This window comes from Sphingomonas caeni (assembly GCF_026013415.1).
Lineage (GTDB): Bacteria > Pseudomonadota > Alphaproteobacteria > Sphingomonadales > Sphingomonadaceae > Sphingomonas > Sphingomonas caeni.
Genome location: NZ_JAPDOK010000008.1, coordinates 101,719 through 118,967, shown reverse-complemented (window position 1 = coordinate 118,967; position 17,249 = coordinate 101,719). Strand labels below are relative to the sequence as shown.

The following is a 17,249-nucleotide window of genomic DNA, read 5'->3' as shown; positions in this document are numbered from 1 at the left end:
CATCTTGCAACCGCTCCCCGCCCCCGCCATCTAGCTGCCCATACCGGAACTTCGAATCGGAGAGCGAGATGCGCGGCCAGCTGAAGCACTATATCGACGGCGCCTGGGTCGAGAGCGAAGGCGGCACCCGCCACGCGGTGATCAACCCCGCCACCGAGGAGCCGGTCTCCGAAATCACCCTCGGCAGCCAGGCCGATGTCGACAAGGCCGTCGCCGCCGCGCGCAAGGCGTTCGAGACCTGGTCGCGCACCTCGGTCGAGGAGCGCGCGACGCTGCTCGAGCGCATCCTCGAGGAATATAAGAAGCGCGCCGGCGACATGGCCGAGGCGATCAGCCTCGAAATGGGCGCCCCGCTCAGCCTCGCCAAGACCGCGCAGGTCGGCTCGGGCATCGGCCATCTCATGTCCGCCGCCAAGGCCGTCCGCGCGTTCGAATTCGAGGAGGTGATCGGCAATTCGATCGTCGTCCACGAACCGATCGGCGTGGTCGCGATGATTACGCCCTGGAACTGGCCGCTCAACCAGATCGTCTCGAAGGTCGCCCCGGCGCTCGCCGCGGGCTGCACCATGGTCCTCAAACCCAGCGAAGAGGCGCCGACCTGCGCCTGCATCTTCGCCGAAGTCCTCGACGCGGCGGGGGTGCCGCCGGGCGTGTTCAACCTCGTCAATGGCGACGGCCCCGGCGTCGGCGCCGCGCTCTCGGCGCACAAGGGCGTCGACATGGTGAGCTTCACCGGCTCGACCCGCGCCGGCATCCTCGTCGCCAAGGCCGCGGCCGATACCGTCAAGCGCGTCCATCAGGAGCTTGGCGGCAAGTCGCCCAGCCTGATCCTCGAAGGCGCCGATCTCGGCAAGGCCGTCCCCGGCACGCTCTTCTCGGTGCTGATGAACTCTGGCCAGAGCTGCATCGCCCCCACCCGCCTGCTCGTCCCCCGCGCCCAGCAGGCCGAGGTCACCGCGCTCGCCGCCGAGATGATGAAGGCGACGCAGACCGGCAATCCCGCCGAGGAAGGCCGCCATATCGGCCCGGTCGTCAACAAGGCGCAATGGACCAAGATCCAGGGCCTGATCGCCAAGGGGCTCGAGGAAGGCGCCAAGCTCGAGACCGGCGGCCCCGGCCGCCCCGACGGCGTCGAGACCGGCTATTTCGTCAAGCCGACGCTCTTCTCGAACGTCACCAACGACATGACGATCGCGCGCGAGGAAGTGTTCGGGCCCGTCGTGACGATCATCCCCTACGACAGTGAGGAAGACGCCGTCCGCATCGCCAACGATACCGATTACGGCCTCTCGGCGGTCGTGTTCGGCTCGCCCGAAGCGATCAAGCGCGTCGCGCCGCGGCTGCGCGCCGGCATGGTCTATGTGAACGGCGGCCAGCCCAATCCCGACCTGCCCTTCGGCGGCTACAAACAGTCGGGCAATGGCCGCGAGCACGGCAAGTTCGGTCTCGCCGAGTTCATGGAAGTCAAGTCGATGGTCGGCGCGCTGGCCTGAAACCGTTTCGAATAGGGGTTATACCTAGGGATTGGGTCATTTTGGACTAATCTTTCTTAAGTAACTGGGCTCCACCACAAGGGGGAGCCCGATGAGCTACGAGAGAGTGATCGCCGAACATGCCCAGATCGGCACGATATTGCGGCAGCTGGAACGGCTGATCGCCGCCGATGCGCCCGATGCGGCGGCGGCGACGATCACGCTCAGCGATCTCGCCCAGGAGCTCGAACATCACCTCGCCTATGAAGACGGCGTCGTCTATCCGCGAATGATCGCCAGCGCGAACGCCGAGGTGTCGGCAACCGCGAAACGGTTCCTCGAGGATTTCGCGGGGCTCCGCGAAGACCTCCACATCTTTCTCGGCGAATGGAACAGCGACTGCATCGCGGCGGACTGGGCCGAATTCCGCCACCAGTCGCAGGCCCTGATCGCCCGCCTCGTCGCGCGGATCCGCGCGGAGAACGAACTGCTGTACACCGCCGCGCTCCAGGCCAACGCCATCCGCCTGCGCCGCGCGGCCTGACAAGGACTCCCGGTTTTCGGGGAAGGGGTATCGGGCCGGTCTGCCGGGGGGCTGACCGTTCCGGTGCCCCTCATCATTTGCGCAGGACCCGTTCGCCCGGGCGAACGGCAGAGAGATCCGATCCCCTGTCCTAGGACGGGTCGACATTTGGTCCAGACCGAGTCGAAAATGGTGGTTTTGCGTGATCCCGGAGCGCAGCGTGCTTTCGGCACGTGAGCACCGGAAGCACGCGAAACCGCCATTTGCAGGCCGGTATGGGCTGAATGGCGATCCGTCCTAGTGGACCGTCCCCACCGCGCGCTCGACCGACATCAGCACGATCAGCCGCTCGATCTGGCGCCAGCGGCAGAAATGCACGTGATTGCCCAGCTCGCGGCTCTTGTCGGCGCGGGCGGCGGCCTGGAAGCCCGCATCGTCGCCGAACATCATGATCAGCTCGGCCGCATCCTTCACCTCGCCGCGGTCGCGCAGATAGGGCATATATTCCATGGGAACTCCAACGCACGCGGGGGGTCGCGCGGGCGTATAGACTCAAGCCGCGTGCCAGCTTCGCCGATCGACGCATCTCCGCGCCAGACGAGGGTAAAATGCTGTAAACCATGGCGTTTTGGCCGTCCCGCCTGCCCCGCCCCGGGACAGGTGGCGTGCCGGGGTGGGACAGGCTCTTCTAACTCCCCTCCCTAAAAGGGAGGGGAAGAAACTAGAGCAACGCCCGGCTCAGCCACACCACGCGCCCGATCACCTCGGCCTCTCCGGCCGCGACGATCCGCACCGCCCAGTCGGGATTGTCGCTGACGATCTCCACATCCCGTCCCAAGGTCCGCAGCCGCTTCACCATCAACTCGCCGTCGAGCCGCAGCACGAACAGCGCACCGCGCGCGCCGGGTATCCGCCGGTCGCCATCGACCAGTATCTCGTCGCCATCCACCAGCGTCGGCGCCATCGACTCGCCCTGCACCCGGATCATCGAGGCCGCCGCCGCGCGCACCCCCAGCTGGCGCAGCAACGCCGGATCGAGCGCTCCCGGCCGCCGCCGCGCCTCCTCGCCCACCAGCCCGCCCGGCCCCGCCGACGCCCCGACATCGAGCCGCGCCACCGCGACCAGCCCGGCCGGCTCGCGCCCGCCCAACGCCGTCTCCGCCACCCCCAGATAGGCCGCCAGCCGCGCCCGGTCGCGCTCGGCCAGTTCGCGCGGCGACCCCCGCGTCACATATTGCTGAAGGTAGGCGGCATTCCGCCCGATCAGCCGCGACAGCGCGGCATAGCGATGCCCGCCCCGATCGATCAGCGCCGCCAGCGCGGCCCGTTGCGCAGCTGAATCCATGATCGGTCCATAGCCGTAGGAAATTTCCTAGACAAGTAGGATTTGGAGAACAAAACAGGATCATCAACACCGACTCGGGCAGAGAGGAAGCGGCGAATGACGGTCCTGCGGAAGATCCACAAATTCCTGAATCACAGCGGCATGCCGCCCACCAAATTCGGGCGGCTTGCGGTCAACGACCCGCGTTTCGTGGGCGACCTGCGCAACGGCCGCGAGCCGCGCGAGCAGACGGTCCGGCGGGTCGAGGCCTTTCTCGAGACGCATGGTGGGGACGCACGATGAGCCGCGGCCCCGATGCCGCGACCCAGCTCGAACGCGCGCTGCTCGCCGGCGCCGAGGCGGCGGGCTGCCCGCTCGCCGTGACCGAGGCCGAGCTCACCCGCTGGGCGAGCGTCACCTTCACCGGCGCGCGCCATATGCTGACGCTCGCGGGAACCGCCTCCCCCGCGCTCACCCGCTGGATCGACGCGCTCCCCGAAGCCGAGTTCGCGCTGCGCGGCCATCTCGTCGCCGATCTGAGCGTCGAAGCCGTCCGCCGCGAAGGCGCGGCGGTGCGGGTGATGCTGGAGGTGCTGACGGTGGAGGAACGATGACGTGCGCGCATGCGCACCAGTGTCAAGTTAGTGTCAACTTAGACCGCGTTTGTGATGTCAGCTTGCGTCGAGATTCAGCTCAGGGCGGAGCGAAAATGGTGATTGGCCGTGACCCGGAGCGCAGCGTGCTCAAGGCACGTAAGCACCGGAAGCGCGGACAATCGCCATTTGCAGCCCGCCATGGGCTGAATATCGATGCAAGCTAGGCCCGGCGCGCGAGGTTGCGCAGCGCCACCAACGCCTCTTCGAGCCCGCGCTCGGTCTCGCGCGGATTGGCCTCGGGCTCGGGCCCGGTCGCAAGCCCGCGGCGAACCACGCCCTTTTCGAGCCGGTCGAGCAGCGCGTGGATCGTGGCGTCGGTCTTGGGCGTCGCGATCGGCTCGTCCTGCCCGCGCGGTTCGGGGCGCGGCGCCGGGCGCAGCCGCGGCGGCGGCGCGGCGCGGCGCATCGGGGTCAGCTCGAACGTCTCGAACCGCTCGCTCGAATCGAACACCGCCGGGCGCGGGCGCAGCGGCGACACGCTCACCGGGGGCGGCATCGGCACATCGGGGATCGCCTGCGGATCGAACGCCGCGAGCGGTTGTTCGAGGTCGATCGGCAAGTCCTGCTCGGCCGGCGGTACCGCGGCAGCGGCGGGCTCGGGCGCGAAAAGGGGGACTACCCCCTCACTTTTGTAACTTTCGGCCTCGGCCTTGGCCGGCGCGGTCACTTCGAGGAAGGGCGTCCCCAGGTCGCGCGTCGCCAGCAGCGGCGCGCGCGCGGGCGCATCGGGATGGGCGTCGGCGCGGCGCAGCACCGGCACCGCTTCGCCAGCTTGCGGAGCCTTGCCGATGGTCACGCCGCGCGAACCCAGGATCAGGAACAGCCCGAACCAGGTGAACAGCGCCACCAGTCCGCCGGCGCCCGCCGCGACCAGCAGCCGCGCGGTCATGCCCAGGGGCGGCTCGGCAGCGGAGATCACCGCGGGCAGCCCCGAATCCATCACCAGCCCTTCGAGCATGGCGGCGGGCATCAGCGCGCACGCGGCGGCGAGACCCACGCCGATCACGCCGGCGACGACCGGGGCGAGGGGCAGGTTCATGCGCGCAAGGCCTTGTGCGACCACGAGTCTTCCATGGCGCCCATATTGACCAGTTTTTGGTAAACAGAATCATACCGGCCGACATTCACCGACCAGTTTCTTTCGGTTTCGACATAGGCTCGCGCCCGCGCCCGCCGCGCCTCCCAATGGTCGCGGTCGCCGAACAGGGTCGCCACCGCCCGGGCCAGCGCCTGGGGATCGTCGGGTCGGAACAGCGTTCCGGTATCGCCGTCGCGGATCAGCTCGCGATGCCCGCCCACGTCCGACGCCGCGACCAGCCGCCGCTGCGCCATCGCCTCGAGCGGCTTGAGCGGCGTCACCAGATCGGTCAGCCGCATCCGCTTGCGCGGATACACCAGCACATCGACCACGCTGTAATAGCGCTCGACATCGTGATGCGGCACGCGGCCTACGAAATGGATCCGGTCCGCCACCGGCGAAGCCTCGGCCTGTGCGCGCAGCGCCGCCTCGGCGGGCCCGCCGCCGACCAGCACCAGATGCATGTTCGGCCGCCACGTCACCAGCTGCGGCATCGCCGCGATCAGTATGTCGAGCCCTTCATAATCGTAGAAGCTGCCGATGAACCCGATCGTCTCCGCACCCTTCAGCCCGAGCTCGTCCGCGAGCCTGGCGTCGTACGGCAAGGGCTCGCCGAACAGGGTCAGATCGACCCCATTGGGCGACACGAAGATCTTCCCCGGATCGATCCCGCGCCGGATCAGGTCGGTCTTGAGCCCCTCGCAGATCACCGCGACCGCATCGGCCCGCTTGACCGCGCGCGTCTCGAGCGCCCGCGTCGCCCTGTATTTGAGGCTCCCCTCGCGCCCGTCGCCATTACCGACCGCGGCGTCCTCCCAAAAGGCGCGGATCTCATAGACGAAGGGCAATTTGAGCCGGTTCGCCACCCGCTGCCCCGCCATCGCGTCGAGCACCGGCGAATGGGCATGGAGCAGATCGGGCTTGAACCCCTTGGCCACTTTCTTGATCCGCCGCGCGAACCGCCCCACCTCGCGCCATTCGCCGAACGGCGGCGGCGCGGGCGGCACCGGATCGGTGCGGAAGAAGCGCAGCCCGTCAATCTCTTCCTCGGCCGCGGGGCTCGCGCCATGCCGTGGTCCGGTAACGGCGGCGACGTCCCACCCGCGCGCAATCTGCGCCTTCAGGATCGCACGCGTCCGGAACGCATAGCCGCTATGGAGCGGCAGGCCGTGATCGAGGATATGGAGCACCCGCATTGCGACTCCGTCCCTGCCACACCCTCCCTTAACGCAGCGTCAACCGCGGGCTTAACGGCAAATCAACCGCGCCCGCGTACCCCGTGCATACGTACGGGAGCATCCGCAGGCCGATGATCGACAATTTCTCGCTGGCGATCACGCATGGCCTGATGCTGCTCGCGGCATTCCTGTTGCTGCGCCGCCCCGATCTCGACCGCGAGGACGGCGAGGCGCCCAAGTTCCGACCGAAGCGCCCGCCCCGGGGCAAGCCCGATGCATGACATCCCCTTCCTCGTCTTCCTGGGCAGCCTGCTCGCGTTCGGCTTTCGCAAGCCGTTCCTGTTCGTGCTCACCTATGCCTATATCGACATCGTCTCGCCCCAGCGGCTCACCTATGTGCTGCTCAATTCGGTCCCCGTATCGCTGATCTCGGTCGCGCTCGCGGTGGGGAGCTGGCTGGCGTTCGACGACAAGAAGGATCTGCGCTTCACCCCGCGCCAGGCCGGATTGCTGATCCTGCTCGGCTATTGCTGGTACACCACGCTCAATGCCGATTTCAGGCTCGAGGCGCTCGATAAATGGGATTGGGTGTGGAAGGCGCTCGCCTTCGCGATCTTCCTGCCCTTCACCTTGCGCACCCGGCTGCGCATCGAATCGCTGCTGCTGTTCATGCTGCTTTCGGCGGGCTCGATCATCATCGTCGGCGGGATCAAGACCGCGGCGGGCGGCGGCGGTTACGGCGAGCTCAATTTGATGATCGACAACAACAGCGGGCTCTACGAGGGCAGCACGATCTCGACCGTGGCGATCTGCATCATCCCGCTGATCCTGTGGTTCACCAAACACGGCACGATCTTCAAGCCCGACTGGAAGGTGAAGACCTTTTGCTACGCGCTCGTCTTCGCCTGCTGCCTGATCCCGGTGGGCACCTCGACGCGCACCGGACTGCTCTGCATCGCCCTCCTCGCCGCGCTCAGCCTGCGCAACGTGAAGCGCCCGCTCCTCTATATCGGCGCGATCGCCCTGCTCGGGATGATGTCGGTCCCGTTCCTCCCCAAGGCGTTCGTCGAGCGGATGGGGACGATCCAGAACCACCAGGCCGACAGCTCGGCCTCCACCCGCGTCGCGGTGTGGAACTGGACGATGGACTATGTGAAGACCCACCCGATGGGCGGCGGCTTCGAGGCGTATCGCCAGAACCGCATCCAGTATGAAAAGGTCGAGGCGGTCGGCGAGGGCAACAATATCACCCTCAAGACCACGATCGAGAAGGACCAGGCCCGCGCCTATCACAGCGCCTATTTCGAGATGCTCGGCGAGCAGGGCTATTTCGGGCTGGGCCTGTGGCTGCTCATCAACATCGCCGGCCTGTTCCGCATGGAAGTGATCCGCCAGCGCTACAAAAAGGCCGATCCCGAGGGCGACGAAGCGTGGATCGCCCCGCTCGCGAGCGCGCTCCAATCGGGGCACATCGTCTATCTGCTCGGCGCCTGCTTCATCGCGATCGCCTTCCAGCCCTTCGTCTACATGCTGATCGGGCTGCAGATCGGGCTCGACACTTATTGCGCGCGGAAGCGCGCCGCGGCGAGCTGGCGCCCGATCCGAAAGCAGCGCATGGTCGCCGCCGCATGACGGCACGGCACGAGTTGAAGGCGCTCACCGGCGCGCGCGGTATCGCCGCATGGCTGGTGGTGCTGTTCCACCTGCGCTTCATGATGCCGGGGCTCGGCGGCGCCTGGGGCCCGCTCAGCTACGGCTATCTCGCGGTCGATTTCTTCTTCGTCCTTTCGGGCTTCGTCATCTGGCTCACCTATGCCGAGCGGCTGCGCGAGCAGGGCCTTGCCGGCATCCCCGATTTCCTCAAGCGCCGCGTCGCGCGCGTCTGGCCACTGCACCTGTTCATGCTCGGCTGCGCGATCCCCTTCGCGCTGCTGCTCGCCATCTCGGGCCGCCCCGACTGGGCGCAATATCCGCCCGCCGAGCTGCCGCTCCATTTCCTCCTGCTCCAGAATTGGGGCCTGACCGACCGGCTGACCTGGAACGTCCCCGCCTGGTCGATCTCGTGCGAGCTCGCCGCCTATCTGCTCTTCCCCTTCCTCGTGATGGCGGCCGACTGGCGCAAGCTGCCGGCATGGGCGCTGCTCGGACTTGCCCTGGTCTGCGCCGCGCTGGTCTGGGCCGTCTTCGCCCTCACCGGCGCGACGGTGCTGGGCCAGGCGATCCTCACCCTGGGCGTCCCCCGCTGCCTCGGCGAGTTCGCGCTCGGCACCCTGATCTGCGCCCTCTGGCTCCGCTGGCGCGGCAAACCCACGATCCCCGCGCTCGCCGCGGCCGTGACCGGCGCCGCCCTGCTCGCCGCGCACGTTGCCGGGCTCCTGCCCCAGCCCTTCGCGATCCCGCTCGTCTTCGCCGCGTTGGTCCTGCTGCTCGCGCTCACCTCGGGGATGCGCTTCAACCCGTTCGAGACCCTGCCCGTCCACTATCTCGGCGAGATCAGCTACGCGACCTATCTCGGCCATTGGCTGCTCTGGATGGCGTTCAAGCTCGTCTTCATCCGCGATCACGACATGGGCTGGCCGCTCTTCATCCTGTTCCTCGCAATGGTCCTGGCCAGCTCGGCCTTCCTCTACCATGTCGTCGAGCGCCCCGCGCAGCGCTGGCTCAACCGCCTCCCCCTGCCCCGCCCGCAACGTCAGGTGAGCGCCTAGTACAGCTTGTTACAAATCGCCGGTTTCGCGCCGCATTCCCGGCTGACCCTCCGCCATATTGTTTCCGCACAGAAACGATCCACCGAGGTTGACGGGGAGAGGACGTCAATGCCGCAGATCAGCTTCGCCGCGACCGCGCGGGCCCTGTTACTCGCATCGTGCATGTCCCTCGCCGGCTGCTCGGGCGGCGGATCGGCCGGCACCGCAGGCGGTGGCGGCGCGGTGATCGTCACCCCGACCCCCACACCCGTCCCGGTTCCGACACCGACCCCGACGCCCACCCCGGTCACCCCTGCAGGCGTCAGCGCCGTCACCACGCTCGATTTCACCGCAGTCGCCGATTACGCGAACCCGGCGCTCCCCGCCTATTACGACGCCACCGTCAACGGCGACGACAACACGCCGCCGAACAACGCGATCGACAACCGCATCGCCACGCTCGGCCGCGTCCTCTTCTACGACAAGCGCCTCAGCACCACCGACACCGTCTCCTGCGTCTCGTGCCACCAGCAGGCGCTCGGCTTCACCGACAGCGCGCGCTTCAGCGCCGGCATCAATGGCGGCACCTTCACCAACGCTCATGCGATGCGGCTGGGCAATGTCCGCTATTACCGGCCCGGCTCGATGTTCTGGGACAAGCGCGCCGCCTCGGTCGAACTGCAGGCGAGCCAGCCGATCCAGAACGCGGTCGAGATGGGCTGGACCCCCGCCGCGGGCGGCATCTCCGCGCTGACGGTCAAGCTCGGCGCCACCAGCTTCTATCCCGATCTCTTCACCTGGGCCTTCGGCACGCCGATGATCACCGAGCCGCGCATCCAGTTCGCGCTCGCCCAGTTCGAACGCGCGATGGTCTCCTATTCGAGCAAATGGGATACCGGCTATGCGGCGGTGTTCAGCCCCACCGGGCCGAACCGCAACCTCAACGTCGATTTCCCCAATTTCACGGCGCAGGAAAATCGCGGGCGCCAGCTCTTCATGTCGCCCCCAAACGCCCCCGGCGGCGGCGCGGGCTGTGCCGCGTGCCATGTCCCGCCCACCTTCGCGCTCGCCGCCAATTCGCAGGGCAACGGCCTCGATGCGGGCGAGACGATCGCCTTCAAATCGCCCTCGCTCAAGAGCATCGGCCTTACCGGCCCCTATATGCATGACGGCCGCTTCGCGACCTTGCTCGACGTGGTGATCCACTACGACACCGGCATCCAGCTCGGGCCCGCGCTCGACAACCGGCTGCGCCTCCCCGGCGGCGCGCCGATGCGGCTCAACCTCTCGGCGGCGGACCGCGCCGCGCTCGTCGCCTTCCTGCTCACCCTCAGCGACACTGTCCTGATCGCCGATCCGAAGTTCGGCTCGCCCTTCCGCCCCTGACCCGGAACGAAGGCGCCGATAGCGCATTGAGGCCGGACCCATGTCCGCCGCCCTCATCTATGTCGACGACCAGCAGCCCGGGATCACCCGCAGACAAGTCCGCAACGGCTGGGGCTATTGGGACGCGCACGGCAAGCGCATCGCCGACCGCGACGAGATCGACCGGCTGAACGCCATCGGCATGCCCCCGGCGTACCGCGACGTCTGGTTCTGCCCCGATCCGAACGGCCATATCCAGGCGACCGGCTATGACGACAAGGGCCGCAAACAGTATCGCTACCACAAGGATTTCCGCGAGGCGCAGGAGGCGGCGAAGTATGATCGCTGCGCCGCATTCGGCGAACATCTCCCCAAGCTCCGCGCCAAGGTCGAGGCCGACCTCAAGTTGCGCGGCCTCCGCAAGGAAAAGGCGGTCGCTGCGGTCGTCCGCCTGCTCGATCTCGGCAGCATCCGCGTCGGCAATGAGGAATATGCCGCGACCAACAAGAGCTTCGGCGCCACCACGCTGCGCAAGCGCCACGCCAGGCTCCGCGGCAACACCCTCCGCCTCCAGTTCCGCGCCAAATCGGGCAAGCTGCGTGTGCTCACGATCACCGACGGCTCGCTCAGCCGCTTCGTCAAGAAATGCCAGGACCTGCCCGGCCAACATCTGTTCCGCTGGTGCGACGAAGCCGGCGACTGCCACCCCGTCACTTCGACTGACGTCAACGCCTATATCCGCTTGTGCGTGGACGAGGATTTCACCGCCAAGCATTTCCGCACCTGGGGCGCCAGCGTCCTCGCCTTCGAAGCGCTCGCGAACGCGGACGACCATCTCGGCCTCAACGCGATGCTCGAGCCGGTCACCGAGGCCCTCGGCAACACCCCCGCCATCGCGCGCAAATCCTATGTCCACCCGGCGCTGGTCGCGCTCGCCAAGGACCGCGACGCACAAGCCGCGTTCCGCGAGGATTTGCACCTGCCGCGCGCGACGCGCTACCTCAGCCGCGCCGAACGCGGCCTGATCGCCTTCCTCGAAGCCGATGGGGCCGCGCCGGCGCACGCCAAGGCCGCCTGAGGAATCGCGAGTGACCAATGCCATCCTGCCCTCGGGCGACGATATCCAGCTTCAGGCGCGCAGCTTCCTGACCGAGGCGAGCGACTGGGTGCGCGTCCACTGGGCCGATATCCTGCTGGCGGGCGCGCTCGCGGTTGGAATCTTCTTCGCGATCCATCTCGTCCGCGCCTGGGGCCTGCGCCTGTGCAGGCGCGGCGAGGGCGCGGCGACCTGGTATTCGATCCTCGGCCGCGCGCTCGGCAAGACCAACAATTTCTTCATCGTGATGACCTCGATCTGGCTGGTCAGCAGCCTCGCCAACCCCAGCCCGTCGATCGCAAACGTCATCCATGTCCTCTCCACCGTCGCCACGGTGCTCCAGGGCGCGGTGTGGATCCGCGAACTCATCTTCGGCGTGGTCGAGCACCGCACGCTCGACGAGAGCAACCAGAATTACGCCCTTTCCAGCGCGCTCGGCATCATCCGGATGCTCGTCACCATCCTGGTGTTCGCGATCGCCCTGGTCGTGGTGCTCAGCAACCTCGGGGTCAACGTCACCGGCCTCGTCGCGGGCCTCGGCATCGGCGGCATCGCGATCGGCTTGGCGGCGCAGGGCATTTTCGCCGACCTGTTCGCCGCGCTCGCGATCATCTTCGACAAGCCGTTCCGGATCGGGGACAATATCGCCTTCGGCACGAGCAAGGGGAAGGTCGAGCGGATCGGGCTCAAATCGACCCGCCTGCGCGGCCCCAATGGCGAGGAGCGGATCGTCGCCAACAAGAAGCTGCTCGATTACGAGCTGCTCAACAATTCGAACCGCGAATATCGCCGCATCACCCTCACCATCCGCCTCGCTTACTCGACGCCCGGCGAGAAGGCAGCGATGGTCCCCGAGCTCGTCCGCCAGGCCGTGGAGGGCGAGAAATGCATCTTCGGCAAGGCCTGGCTGTCGGACTTCGCGGTCAGCTCGATCGATTACGAGATCGAGTTCGACAGCCCCTCCCCCAGCGCCGACGAAGCCGATGAGAAGAAGCACAAGGTCGCGATGGCGATCCTCAAGCGCTTCGACGACGAGGGCATCAATTTCTTCGCCCCCACCCAGGCACCTGCGACGCCGCCGAGCGTCTCACCCTGAGCTGAACCGCTCGCCAGGCCAGGCCTCGAATGCGCCCCGGCCTGCCGCACCGCGCGGTGCCTTCGGGGTGCGTCGTGCGTTGGGTGCCGCGTGAGAGGAGACGGCAAATGATGCTCAAGAACAAGGCAAAGCTGGGCGACAAGCCCGCGTCCGCGATCCTTGCCGTGCGCGACCTCGATCGTGCGCGGCGCTTCTACGGCGAGACGCTCGAACTCGAGCCCGGTGACCATCACGAGCAGGTGGTGGCCTTTCGGACCGGCGACACCCAGTTGCTGATCTACAAATCCGAATTCGCGGGAACCAACAAGGCCAACGCGGTGGTATGGTATGCCGGCGCGGACTTCGATGCGCTGGCGGACCAGCTCCGCGCCAACGGCGTGACCTTCGAGGAATATCCCGAGATGGGAATGGAAATCGCCGGCGGCGTCCATAGCCAGGGCGACTTCAAGGCCGTCTGGTTCAAGGACCCCGACGGCAATATCCTCCATTTCAACAATATGTGACCCGCAATCCGTCATCCCGGCTTGCGCCGGGATGACGTTTCCCGCTCACGCCACTCCCGGCGGCCCCGCCAGCGCGTCCTGCATCTTCATCCACAGATACTCGGCCTGCATCTCGGGCGTCAGCACCTCGATCAGCCGCGTGCCCTCGACCCAGAATTCGAGCACGCCGAACACCCCGCCGCGCTTGCGATACTTCACCGGCCAGCCTTCGCGCGCGCCGATCGCCTCGACCTCGGCGATGCTCATCCCGGTCGCCATCGCGAAGTGGGTCGAGGAACGCGGCCCGTTGCCGCCGATCACGCCATAGCTGTCGGCATCGCCCTCGGCCACGACCAGCTCGCAGCCGCGCGGATAGATCTCCACCGTCGTGTTGCGATCGTCACACGCCATCGCGACCCAGCTTCCCGCCATCACCGGCGGAAACGGGATCGCCTTGCCGCCCCAGAGTTCGGCGATGACCTCGGCCACATGCCGCGGATCCTCGGCGTCGAACGAAAGATGGAAGATCACGTGTCGGCTCCTTGAATGCTGTATTATCGCCCCAATACGCATGGCACAAATTGTGTCAAGTAGGATTTGACACTTTTTGTGCCATCGTCCATCAACGCCCTCATGGCCGCCCGCAAATTCCTCCTCGCCGATCCCGCCAAGCCTGAAGGATCGGACAATCCCCACACCCGCGAAAAGATCGTCGATGCGCTCACCGAACTGATGGCCGAGGGCGAGCGGCTGACGCACGACGCGGTCGCCGCGCGCGCGAACATCTCACGCCGCACCATCTATCGCTACTTTCCCGATCAGACATCGCTGCGCGCCGCGGTCTGGGCGCGGCTCGGCCCCGAGGGCGGCATCCCGGCCACGCTCGAGGACCTGCTCGGCGGCATGGCCGAGCGCTTCGCCAATTTCGACCGCAAGGCCGCGACCATGACCGTCGCCATGGCCAGCGCCGAGGGCCGCGCGATCCGCAACGTGATGAAGCCCGAACGCGTCGCCGCATGGCGCGCGATGTTCGACGAACGCGTGGCGGCCCTCCGGGAACCCGACCGCACCCGCGCGATCGCGGTGATCCAGCTCATCGGCACCGGCCTCGCCTGGCGCGAGATGCGCGACCAATGGGACATGGAGGCCGAGGGCATGACCGTGGCCTGCCGCTGGGCGATCGAGACGCTGCTCGCGGACCTGGAGCGGCGCGGGAGCAGGCCGCTGAGCGAGGGGCCGGCAAGCTGAACAAACCCGTCATCCCGGCGAAAGCCGGGACCCAGGGTTACTCAGCTGAATCGCTTGCGGCTCTGGGTCCCGGCTTTCGCCGGGATGACGAAAAAGGCTAAATCCCGCCCTCGTCCAGGCTCAGCAACGTCGCATTTCCCCCGGCACTGGTCGTATCCACCGACACCGACCGCTCGGCGCAGAAGCGCTGGAGATAGTGCGGCCCGCCCGCCTTGGGCCCGGTGCCCGATAGCCCCTCGCCCCCGAATGGCTGCGAGCCGACCACCGCGCCGATCATCGAACGATTGATGTAGAGATTGCCCACCCGCGCGCTCGCCTCGATCAGCTCGCCCGATCGCGCGATGCGGCTGTGCAGGCCCATGGTCAGCCCGAAGCCCTTGGCGTTCACCCGCGCGATCGTCTCGGCCAGCTTGCCCGCCTCCCATGTCGCGACGTGCAGGATCGGTCCGAACCATTCGGCCTTGAGATCGTCCATATCGTCGAGCCGGATCAGCGTCGGCGGCACGAAGCGGCCCTTTTTAGGCACCGGCAGCGTCTTGATCCAGCGCCCCTTCACCGACTCGCGATACGCCATCAATTTGTCGTATGCGGCATCATCGATCACCGGCCCGACATCGGTGGCGGGATCGCCGGGATCGCCGATCACCAGCAGCTCCATCGCGCCCTTGAGCATCTCGATCACGGTGTCGGCGACATCCTCCTGCAACAGCAGCAGCCTGAGCGCCGAGCAGCGCTGCCCCGCCGAGCGATAGGCCGAGGTCAGCACGTCGGCCACGACCTGCTCGGGAAGCGCCGTCGAATCGACGATCATCGCGTTGATCCCGCCCGTCTCGGCGATCAGCGGCACAATCGGCCGGTCGTCTCCCTCCAGCAACGCCCGTGCGATCTTCTTCGCGGTCGGCGTCGATCCGGTGAACGCCACCCCCGCGATCCGCGGATCGGCGGTGATCGCCGCGCCCACCTCGGGCCCGCCCGGCACCAGGATCAGCGCATCCTCGGGCACCCCCGCCGCGTGCGCCAGCCGCACCGCCGCGGCCGCGATCAGCGGGGTCTGCGGCGCCGGCTTGGCGACGACGGCGTTCCCCGTCACCAAGGCCGCCGCTGTCTGCCCGAGGAAAATCGCCAGCGGGAAGTTCCACGGCGCGATCGTCGCCCAGACCCCGCGCCCCTCCATCCGCAGTTCGTTGCGCTCGCCCGTCGGCCCCGGCAGCACCAAGGGCGCCAGGTCGCTCCGCGCGCGCGCGGCATAGTAGCGGCAGAAATCCTCGGCCTCGCGCACCTCGCCCAGCGCGTCGGGGAGCGTCTTGAACGCCTCCTTGACGCAGATCGCCATCAGCTCGATCCGGTTCTCGTGGAGCAGGTCCGCCAGCCGTTCGAGGATCGCGGCGCGATCGTCCATGCTGCGCCCCGCCCAGTCGGGAAACGCCGCCTGCGCCCGGCCGATCTCGTCGCGCACCGAGCCCTTCCACGCCGCCTGCTTCCGCACCGGGGTCGCCGCGATCGCCGCCGCCGTCTCGGCCAGGATACTCCGCTCGGCCAGGTCGATCCCCGCCGAATTCCGCCACTCGCCGAACAACTCCACCGGCAGCGGAATGCTCGGATGCCGCGTGCCCCCGACACTCGCGATCTTCTCGACCGGATCGGCGAGCAATTCCTCCTCGCTCAGCCCTTCATCGGCCAGCTGGTGCACGAAGGAGGAATTCGCCCCATTCTCCAGCAGCCTGCGCACGAGATAGGCCAGCAGGTCGCGATGCCCGCCCACCGGCGCGTAGATCCGGCAATGATAGCCCTCCTCGCGCACCAGCCGCTCGTACAGTCCCTCGCCCATCCCGTGCAGCCGCTGGAACTCGAAGTCTCGGGCTTTGCCCGCCCACTCCAGGATCGTCGCCACCGTCAGCGCATTATGGCTCGCGAACGCCGGCACGATATTCTTCGCCTCGAGCATGTCGCGCGCGCAGGCGAGGTAGGACACATCGGTCGCCGCCTTGCGGGTGAACAGCGGATAGTCGCTCATCCCCTCGACCTGGGTGCGCTTGATCTCGCTGTCCCAATAGGCGCCTTTCACCAGCCGCACATGCATCGGCCGCCCCAGCGTATCGGCCCAGGCGATCACCGCACGGCAGCGTTTGCCATAGCCCTGCACCGCCATGCCAAACCCGTCCCAGCCCTTCAGCTCGGGCCCGCGCGCGACATTGCCGATGATGTCGAGGCTCATCTCGAGCCGCTCGCTCTCCTCGGCATCGACGGTCAGCGCGATATTCTGGTGCGCCGCCTCGCTGGCGAGCTGCGCGAGCATCTCGGTCAGCTCGGGCACGCAGCGATGATATTGCCCCACCTCATAGCGCGGATGCAGCGCGGAGAGCTTCACCGAGATCGAATTGCCCGCCTTCGGATCGCGCCCGACCGCCTTGATCGCTTCGAAATAGGCCTGGAAATAGCGTTCGGCATCCGCCTTGGTCCGCGCCGCCTCGCCCAGCATGTCGAAGCTCGCGGTGAAGCCCTCATGCTCGGGCCGCTTCATCCGCCTGGCGGCCTCGTCGATGGTGCGGCCCATCACGAAGACCTCGCCCATCATCTTCATCGCCGCGCCGACGGCCTGGCGCACAAACGGCTCGCCCGCGCGCGCGATCAGCCGGCGCAGCGTCCCGCCCGACTCGCCGCCGACCACCGCGCGCCCCAGCACAAGCCCCCAGGTCGCCGAGTTGACCAGCAGCGAGTTCGATTTGCCCGCATGGCTCTTCCAGTCGGCATCGCCCATCTTGTCGGCGATCAGCAGGTCCGCCGTCTCGGGATCGGGCACGCGCAGGAATGCCTCGGCCAGCGAAAGCAGCGCCACGCCCTCGGACGAATTGAGCCGATATTCCTGCAGGAACCGGTTCACCCACCCCTTGTTCTGCGCCGCGCGCAGATCGGCGAGCAGCCCGGCCGCATGACCCATCACCCCCGCGCGCGACTCGGGGCTTAGCCGCGCGCGCTCCAGCAGCGGCTTTAGAACATCGGGTTCGCTCGCGCGGTGGAGCCGCGCCATGGTTTCGCGGGGGGAT

At 67.5% G+C, this 17,249-nt stretch carries 18 protein-coding genes; 12 read left to right on the top strand and 6 right to left on the bottom strand.

Annotated elements, in window-relative coordinates; genetic code table 11:
- The first annotated feature begins 68 nt into the window (after positions 1-68).
- Entirely contained in the window at positions 69-1,493 is a 1,425-nt protein-coding gene (locus tag OF829_RS17420) for an aldehyde dehydrogenase family protein (protein ID WP_264941430.1), read from the top strand.
- A gap of 91 nt (positions 1,494-1,584) precedes the next feature.
- Complete coding sequence (locus tag OF829_RS17415) at positions 1,585-2,016, top strand: hemerythrin domain-containing protein (protein WP_264941429.1); 432 nt, start codon at positions 1,585-1,587, stop codon at positions 2,014-2,016.
- Positions 2,017-2,292: 276 nt separating this feature from the next.
- Here OF829_RS17415 and OF829_RS17410 read toward each other — a convergent pair whose 3' ends face one another.
- Positions 2,293-2,505: a hypothetical protein gene (locus OF829_RS17410; protein WP_264941428.1), complete on the bottom strand. Its 213-nt coding sequence runs from the start codon at positions 2,503-2,505 to the stop codon at positions 2,293-2,295.
- Positions 2,506-2,716: 211 nt separating this feature from the next.
- The gene (locus OF829_RS17405) at positions 2,717-3,340 is read right to left on the bottom strand and encodes a S24 family peptidase (RefSeq protein WP_264941427.1); all 624 of its coding nucleotides are present in this window, start codon (positions 3,338-3,340) and stop codon (positions 2,717-2,719) included.
- Positions 3,341-3,436: 96 nt separating this feature from the next.
- Between OF829_RS17405 and OF829_RS17400 the strand changes: the two genes are divergently transcribed.
- Positions 3,437-3,622, top strand: coding sequence for a hypothetical protein (locus tag OF829_RS17400; RefSeq protein WP_264941426.1), 186 nt, complete (start codon positions 3,437-3,439; stop codon positions 3,620-3,622).
- Entirely contained in the window at positions 3,619-3,933 is a 315-nt protein-coding gene (locus tag OF829_RS17395) for a hypothetical protein (protein ID WP_264941425.1), read from the top strand. Before OF829_RS17400 ends, OF829_RS17395 begins: the two co-directional genes overlap by 4 nt.
- A gap of 202 nt (positions 3,934-4,135) precedes the next feature.
- Here OF829_RS17395 and OF829_RS17390 read toward each other — a convergent pair whose 3' ends face one another.
- Positions 4,136-5,014 (bottom strand): hypothetical protein, encoded by an 879-nt coding sequence (locus OF829_RS17390; protein ID WP_264941424.1) that lies wholly within the window; start codon positions 5,012-5,014, stop codon positions 4,136-4,138.
- On the bottom strand, positions 5,011-6,249 hold the full coding sequence (locus OF829_RS17385) for a TIGR04063 family PEP-CTERM/XrtA system glycosyltransferase (RefSeq protein WP_264941422.1): 1,239 nt from the start codon (positions 6,247-6,249) through the stop codon (positions 5,011-5,013). Before OF829_RS17385 ends, OF829_RS17390 begins: the two co-directional genes overlap by 4 nt.
- 113 nt (positions 6,250-6,362) lie before the next feature.
- On the opposite strand from OF829_RS17385, the gene OF829_RS17380 reads away from it, so the two are divergent.
- From OF829_RS17380 to OF829_RS17350, 7 genes are all read left to right on the top strand, one after another.
- A complete protein-coding gene (locus tag OF829_RS17380) occupies positions 6,363-6,512 on the top strand; it encodes a hypothetical protein (RefSeq protein WP_264941421.1) in 150 nt (49 codons plus the stop codon).
- Positions 6,505-7,863 carry a DUF5935 domain-containing protein gene (locus OF829_RS17375; protein WP_264941420.1) on the top strand — a complete coding sequence of 453 codons (1,359 nt, stop codon included), beginning with the start codon at positions 6,505-6,507 and terminating at the stop codon, positions 7,861-7,863. The genes OF829_RS17380 and OF829_RS17375 overlap by 8 nt, the downstream gene beginning before the upstream one ends.
- A complete protein-coding gene (locus tag OF829_RS17370) occupies positions 7,860-8,939 on the top strand; it encodes an acyltransferase family protein (protein WP_264941419.1) in 1,080 nt (359 codons plus the stop codon). The genes OF829_RS17375 and OF829_RS17370 overlap by 4 nt, the downstream gene beginning before the upstream one ends.
- Before the next feature lie 108 nt (positions 8,940-9,047).
- Positions 9,048-10,304, top strand: a complete 1,257-nt coding sequence (locus tag OF829_RS17365; RefSeq protein ID WP_264941417.1) for a cytochrome-c peroxidase — start codon at positions 9,048-9,050, stop codon at positions 10,302-10,304.
- Positions 10,305-10,344: 40 nt separating this feature from the next.
- Positions 10,345-11,361 carry a DNA topoisomerase IB gene (locus OF829_RS17360; RefSeq protein WP_264941416.1) on the top strand — a complete coding sequence of 339 codons (1,017 nt, stop codon included), beginning with the start codon at positions 10,345-10,347 and terminating at the stop codon, positions 11,359-11,361.
- Positions 11,362-11,371: 10 nt separating this feature from the next.
- Entirely contained in the window at positions 11,372-12,475 is a 1,104-nt protein-coding gene (locus tag OF829_RS17355) for a mechanosensitive ion channel family protein (RefSeq protein WP_264941415.1), read from the top strand.
- Positions 12,476-12,582: 107 nt separating this feature from the next.
- The gene (locus tag OF829_RS17350) at positions 12,583-12,978 is read left to right on the top strand and encodes a VOC family protein (protein ID WP_264941414.1); all 396 of its coding nucleotides are present in this window, start codon (positions 12,583-12,585) and stop codon (positions 12,976-12,978) included.
- Positions 12,979-13,023: 45 nt separating this feature from the next.
- Here the strand turns inward: OF829_RS17350 and OF829_RS17345 are convergent, their stop codons facing one another.
- Positions 13,024-13,488, bottom strand: a complete 465-nt coding sequence (locus tag OF829_RS17345) for a hypothetical protein (RefSeq protein WP_264941413.1) — start codon at positions 13,486-13,488, stop codon at positions 13,024-13,026.
- 102 nt (positions 13,489-13,590) lie between these two features.
- Here OF829_RS17345 and OF829_RS17340 point away from each other — a divergent pair, with 102 nt between their 5' ends.
- Positions 13,591-14,205, top strand: a complete 615-nt coding sequence (locus OF829_RS17340) for a TetR/AcrR family transcriptional regulator (RefSeq protein WP_264941412.1) — start codon at positions 13,591-13,593, stop codon at positions 14,203-14,205.
- 97 nt (positions 14,206-14,302) lie between these two features.
- Here OF829_RS17340 and OF829_RS17335 read toward each other — a convergent pair whose 3' ends face one another.
- A complete protein-coding gene (locus tag OF829_RS17335) occupies positions 14,303-17,233 on the bottom strand; it encodes an L-glutamate gamma-semialdehyde dehydrogenase (protein ID WP_264941411.1) in 2,931 nt (976 codons plus the stop codon).
- Positions 17,234-17,249: the final 16 nt, after the last annotated feature.

Excerpts from the sequence above, each read along its gene's own strand:
- OF829_RS17420 (WP_264941430.1), top strand. The coding sequence starts at position 69 with ATGCGCGGCCAGCTGAAGCACTATATCGACGGCGCCTGGGTCGAGAGC.
- OF829_RS17415 (WP_264941429.1), top strand. The coding sequence starts at position 1,585 with ATGAGCTACGAGAGAGTGATCGCCGAACATGCCCAGATCGGCACGATA.
- OF829_RS17410 (WP_264941428.1), bottom strand. The coding sequence starts at position 2,505 with ATGGAATATATGCCCTATCTGCGCGACCGCGGCGAGGTGAAGGATGCG.
- OF829_RS17405 (WP_264941427.1), bottom strand. The coding sequence starts at position 3,340 with ATGGATTCAGCTGCGCAACGGGCCGCGCTGGCGGCGCTGATCGATCGG.
- OF829_RS17400 (WP_264941426.1), top strand. The coding sequence starts at position 3,437 with ATGACGGTCCTGCGGAAGATCCACAAATTCCTGAATCACAGCGGCATG.
- OF829_RS17395 (WP_264941425.1), top strand. The coding sequence starts at position 3,619 with ATGAGCCGCGGCCCCGATGCCGCGACCCAGCTCGAACGCGCGCTGCTC.
- OF829_RS17390 (WP_264941424.1), bottom strand. The coding sequence starts at position 5,014 with ATGAACCTGCCCCTCGCCCCGGTCGTCGCCGGCGTGATCGGCGTGGGT.
- OF829_RS17385 (WP_264941422.1), bottom strand. The coding sequence starts at position 6,249 with ATGCGGGTGCTCCATATCCTCGATCACGGCCTGCCGCTCCATAGCGGC.
- OF829_RS17380 (WP_264941421.1), top strand. The coding sequence starts at position 6,363 with ATGATCGACAATTTCTCGCTGGCGATCACGCATGGCCTGATGCTGCTC.
- OF829_RS17375 (WP_264941420.1), top strand. The coding sequence starts at position 6,505 with ATGCATGACATCCCCTTCCTCGTCTTCCTGGGCAGCCTGCTCGCGTTC.
- OF829_RS17370 (WP_264941419.1), top strand. The coding sequence starts at position 7,860 with ATGACGGCACGGCACGAGTTGAAGGCGCTCACCGGCGCGCGCGGTATC.
- OF829_RS17365 (WP_264941417.1), top strand. The coding sequence starts at position 9,048 with ATGCCGCAGATCAGCTTCGCCGCGACCGCGCGGGCCCTGTTACTCGCA.
- OF829_RS17360 (WP_264941416.1), top strand. The coding sequence starts at position 10,345 with ATGTCCGCCGCCCTCATCTATGTCGACGACCAGCAGCCCGGGATCACC.
- OF829_RS17350 (WP_264941414.1), top strand. The coding sequence starts at position 12,583 with ATGATGCTCAAGAACAAGGCAAAGCTGGGCGACAAGCCCGCGTCCGCG.
- OF829_RS17340 (WP_264941412.1), top strand. The coding sequence starts at position 13,591 with ATGGCCGCCCGCAAATTCCTCCTCGCCGATCCCGCCAAGCCTGAAGGA.
- OF829_RS17335 (WP_264941411.1), bottom strand. The coding sequence starts at position 17,233 with ATGGCGCGGCTCCACCGCGCGAGCGAACCCGATGTTCTAAAGCCGCTG.